We start from the raw sequence: 5,145 nt of genomic DNA on the forward strand, positions 1-5,145 counted from the left end.
GACCAACTGCTAGCCCTTCAATCCCAACTATTTTGCCCCTTTTTTATCCCTTTTTTCCCTTTCCTATTCTCCTGCAAAAGTCGAGTATATAGTGGCCCGCCAAAACCGGCTGGTGGTGTTTGTGGACGACCTGGATCGCTGCCTGCCGGAACGCACCGTGGAAGTGCTGGAAGCTATCAAACTCTTCCTGGATGTGCCGGGCTGCATTTTTGTGCTGGGCGTGGACCCGGCCAAAGTGCAGGAAGGCGTCAGGCTGCGGTATAAAACGGCCCTGGCCCCGGCAGAAAGCGCCCACTACCTGGAAAAGATCATCCAGGTGCCTTTCATCCTGCCCGATATTGACGTGCAGGACATGCGCGGCTTTGTGGAGCAGTTACAGGTTGACTTTCCCCCGCCCCAGCCGCAATGCGTGGACGTGTTTGCCCTGGGCCTGGACCCCAACCCTCGCCAGATCAAACGAGCCATCAATATCTTTTTGCTGCTGTGGAAACTGGCCGGGAAACGTCGCCTCAAGGTGGGCGCAGACGCCAATCCCACGGACGGCCCGTTGTTAAGCGAAGTGCTGACCCCCGTCCGCCTGGCCAAATTAGTGGTTATCCAGCACAGCCACCCGGATTTGTACGATTTGCTCAAACTGTCCCCGCGCTACCTGCGTGATTTGGAGATTTATTTTGTGGACCAGCGGGATGAGCCGGGAGCAGAGGAGGCTGAAGAAAGCGGCAGCCCGGTTTCCGAAACCCCGCCCAAAGCCGCTCTGCCTGGCCCTCTGGAACCCTTTGCCCAGCGGGCGGGCCTGCGCCGCCTGTTCCGCCTCTTTCCCAACGACAACCACGCCTGTTTTCGTTTTTTGACCCCCACCGATTTGCGCCTTTACCTGACCCTGGCCGGCCGCGTGGAAACCGAACCCCACCGGGCAACGGTTTCTCCCCGCCGCGCCCCCCGGCTGGGGTTTGAGCCGGAGTTGATCCAAATTCCAGAAGGCAAGTTTGTGATGGGCACGCCGCCGGAAGAGGCCGAACAACTTGGCGAATTTATCCTCAGAAGCACGCCCCAACACACCGTTGAAATGCCTGCCTACGAGATTGGCCGCTACCCGGTCACCAATTTGGAGTACCAGGCTTTTGTAGACGCCACCGGCCGCGAAACTCCCTCTCACTGGGAAAAAGGCCAATTCTCCGACGAATTGGCCGACCATCCGGTGACCAACGTCAGTTGGCGAGATGCCACTGCTTATTGCACATGGTTGGCGGAAACCACCGGCAAACCCTACCGCCTGCCCACCGAAGCCGAGTGGGAACGCGCCGCCCGCGGCACCGACGGCCACCGCTACCCCTGGGGCGACGAATGGCAGGAAAACAGAGCCAACACCAAAGAAGCCGGCCTGGGCATAACCACCCCTGTCGGCCAATACTCACCCGATGGTGACAGCCCGGCCGGCTGCGCCGATATGGCCGGCAATGTGTGGGAGTGGACGGCTAGCGACTTTAAAGCTTATCCCGGCAGTCATTATCAAGACGAAGATTACGGTAAAAGGCTTAAAGTATTACGGGGAGGATCCTGCAATAATGATAAGGCTGCGGCACGGACAGCGTCTCGCTTCAGGCTCAACTTTAGAATCTGGAACTGGAGTATCGGCTTTAGAGTGGCAGTGGGAGTGGCTCCCTCTTTGGGGCGCATGTAACCGTTGGGGGGGATTCACCTGGACGGGATTTCCGGCTATCATGTCATTTCGAGTGGAGTGTAACGGAACGAGAAATCTCCTTAAAATATTCGGTTTGAGGAGATTTCTCGTCACTTCGTTCCTCGAAACCTGTCTTGAAGGTAGCGAATGGATGACATGCCGCAAAAAGCCCCCCCAACCTCTACATACGCCCAATGACATGCTTTTTCAGACGGCTTCTTGGGGTCCGGGCTACAACGCTACATCTCTTCGCGGTAACTCATGCCGTGCCGCTTTCGCGCTTTGAGCACGGCCCGGCGCAGGATTTCGTGCACTTCCTCTGGATTGGAAACATTGTTGAGCGCCACTTCCGGCCGGCTGGGGTCGTGGCTGCGCAGATAAATATCGCCCAGGTTGAAGGCCCGTTCGGTTAAACTCTGGCTGTGGTCAATATCCTGGACGCGCACCAGTTCAATATCCTCGCGCTCTTTGCCCAATAAGCCCTCGGAAATGCGCACCCGCTCGCTGGTGATCTGGTAATGAACCCGTAGCGACAAAAAGGGACGGCCTTCCCACAAAATCTTTTCCGCCTCATCATCATCGTCCTCCGGCTTGGTCGCAGCCGAAGCCGGTTTGCCAGACGCCTCGCTTAAAACATCGTCAATTTCCTGCAAAACACCCTCGGTCATCGCCCCAATTAATTTATCCATTTCTTTTTGAGGCACCGCCGAAACATCCACCCCGCTCTGGGCCACAGCCTGCCAGAGCGCAGCCTTTACTTTGGCCTGTATTTCCGTAACCGACATAATGGGATAACCTCCTTGTTCCGCAAATGGGATATAAAATCCCTGTGACTTTAATCCAAGATGACCAAGCTGTCAAAACAAAGGCGGTGGTTTGCAACAAAATCCTGGAAGATTGAATGAGAGGGCCGCCCGTGGTCAGGGTGATGGCGTCACCGGGAGCCAGGGGCAGGCCCGGCAGGGCTACTATTGAGTATAATAGGCAGACGGCTACCGGCAGCACCGGCCGTAGCAGTGATGGCTGTGGCTACGTTGTCATCGGTGTACGGCTCTCCGGCCAGCACCGTAGCCGTGAGAGTATTCGTCAGATAAACACCTGGGGGGGGCGGAGCCGATCAACAGGGTCAGGGTAATGGTTTCGTGGGCGCTCCGGTGGGGCGGCCCAGCTAGGGGAGCCAGGCGGCTCAATTAATAAAATCCAGCAAAACAAAAAGGGTGGCAAAAGAAAAGCAAGGCCAATAAGAAGTAGTCTGCGGCGCATGGGTCGTCTCCCTCGTTGAATAGCTTCAGCAGATTCAAATTACGACATGCAACGTCGGTTAGTCTGCCAGGGTGACCCGCCCAAACTAACAGCTTGTGTTACAATTTTGATTCACTGAGCCTGGTTAAGTTAGTATACCCCACTTTGATGCTATCAACCAACCTCCGGGAGGTAAATAGGAGGTTAGTCCGGGGGCAGAGGGGCAGTAAGCAGTCTCTCCGTTGGGTGCAGGGGATGGCTTCACTTGGGGTTTACAAAAAAGAATATTTGAGGTATCCTACTAAATGGAACGGCGTGGAGTGGCGTCAAATGGCTATCAATCCATTGAAGCCCCAATATTTTAAAACCTTTTCCCGGAAGGAAAAGGTAAGACCACCTCTATCCAGTTGTTTTTATCTGCCTCGCCTCCCTAACCGGGGACTCCAACCCGATAGCGACCGCGTTAACCATAGGCGCCAATAGCAATTGTCTGCCCAAAGACAACGCTGTTGGCGCGTTTTTTTTGTTTCCGGCCCAGGCCCGGCAGGTGCCCGCCCAACACTACCACGGCCTGCTTCATCCCGGCCAGCCGAGTTCTAACCATCACCAAAAAAGGAGACGCGCCGGGCAAATAACTGCAACTATCAAAAACAGGTAGTGGTAAAGTTGTAAGTGATGAGGATTTTCAGCATGTCATTTCGAGCGACGATAGGAGCGAGAAATCCCCTCAGACTCTCCTTAAAACGAACATCTCAAGGAGATTTCTCGTCACTGCGTTCCTCGAAATGACATGCTTTCACTCACTGTTTAACCACCACCCAAAAACATTATTAACCAACAGGAGAAACCAACCAATGAAACACCTCAAAAAACTAAGCCAACTTGGGATGAGTATCGCCCTGGCCGGCCTACTGCTGATGCTGCTGACCACCGGCCTGTGGGCCGCCAACACCTACGCCCTCACCCGCGTCACCACCGCCGCGGGTAGTGGTGCCCGGAACAGCCTGTATCCCAGTATCAACAGCAACGGCAGCAAAATCGCCTTTTACAGTGATGCCGACTTCCTGGGCCAGGGGATTGCTGATGAGCAATGGGAAATCTGGCTGTACGACACAGCCACCATGACCGTCACCCGCGTTACCACCGCCGTGGGGAGTGGGGGCCGGGACAGCCAAGCTCCCAGTATCAATAGCGATGGCAGCAAAATCGCCTTTGTGAGTGATGCCGACTTCCTGGGCCATGGGATTCCTGCTGGTCAATACGAAATCTGGCTGTACGACACGGCCACCATGACCCGCACCCGTGTCACCACCAAAGCGGGCAGTGGTGACCGGTTCACCCGGTACCCCAGTATCAACAGCGACGGCAGCAAAATCGCCTTTGACAGTGATGCCGACTTGCTGGGTCAAGGGATTGCCCAGTTTCAATACGAAATCTGGCTGTACGACACGGCCACCATGACCCTCACTCGCGTTACCACCGCTTCGCCCAGTGGCCGGGACAGCGTGTACCCCAGTATCAACAGCGACGGCAGCAAAATCGCCTTTTACAGTGATGCCGACTTGCTGGGCCAAGGGATTGCCCAGTTTCAATACGAAATCTGGCTGTACGACACGGCCACCATGACCCTCACCCGCGTCACCACTTCCGGGTTGAACCGGGACAGCCAGGCTCCCAGTATCAACAGCGATGGCAGCAAAATCGCCTTTCACAGTGATGCCGACTTCCTGGGCCAGGGGATACCTGACGATCAAAACGAAATCTGGCTGTACGACACGGCCACCATGACCCTCACCTGCGTCACTACTTCCGGGTTGAACCGGGACAGCCAGATCCCCAGTATCAACAGCGATGGCAGCAAAATCGCCTTTCACAGTGATGCCGACTTCCTGGGCCAGGGGATTCCTGATGATCAACTCGAAATCTGGCTGTACGACACGGCCACCATGACCCGCACCCGCGTCACCACCGGCGCGGTGGGCCGGGTCAGTTGGTACCCCAGTATCAACAGCGATGGCAGCAAAATCGCCTTTCACAGTGATGCCGACTTCTTGGGCCAGGGAATTGCTGATGATCAATACGAAATCTGGCTGGCCAGCGGCCCAGCCCCTGTTTACCTGCCCCTGGTCATCAAGAACTAGACCTTCATTTCAAAAGTTTTTAGGGTGAAGCTAAATTGTCATAAAATTATGAAGAGCCTCCAGCCGTTTTTTTAAGTCATC

At 55.5% G+C, this 5,145-nt stretch carries 4 protein-coding genes; 2 read left to right on the forward strand and 2 right to left on the reverse strand.

The window, feature by feature from the left end; all coding sequences use genetic code 11:
- Positions 1-91: 91 nt before the first annotated feature.
- A complete protein-coding gene (locus tag JW953_12860) occupies positions 92-1,681 on the forward strand; it encodes an SUMF1/EgtB/PvdO family nonheme iron enzyme (GenBank protein ID MBN1993583.1) in 1,590 nt (529 codons plus the stop codon).
- A gap of 239 nt (positions 1,682-1,920) precedes the next feature.
- Here JW953_12860 and JW953_12865 read toward each other — a convergent pair whose 3' ends face one another.
- Positions 1,921-2,466: a PH domain-containing protein gene (locus JW953_12865; protein ID MBN1993584.1), complete on the reverse strand. Its 546-nt coding sequence runs from the start codon at positions 2,464-2,466 to the stop codon at positions 1,921-1,923.
- Positions 2,467-3,386: 920 nt separating this feature from the next.
- Positions 3,387-3,530 (reverse strand): hypothetical protein, encoded by a 144-nt coding sequence (locus JW953_12870; GenBank protein ID MBN1993585.1) that lies wholly within the window; start codon positions 3,528-3,530, stop codon positions 3,387-3,389.
- A gap of 247 nt (positions 3,531-3,777) precedes the next feature.
- Between JW953_12870 and JW953_12875 the strand changes: the two genes are divergently transcribed.
- On the forward strand, positions 3,778-5,064 hold the full coding sequence (locus JW953_12875) for a PD40 domain-containing protein (protein ID MBN1993586.1): 1,287 nt from the start codon (positions 3,778-3,780) through the stop codon (positions 5,062-5,064).
- The last annotated feature ends 81 nt before the right edge of the window (positions 5,065-5,145 follow it).

The organism is Anaerolineae bacterium (assembly GCA_016931895.1).
Taxonomy (GTDB): Bacteria; Chloroflexota; Anaerolineae; order 4572-78; family J111; genus JAFGNV01.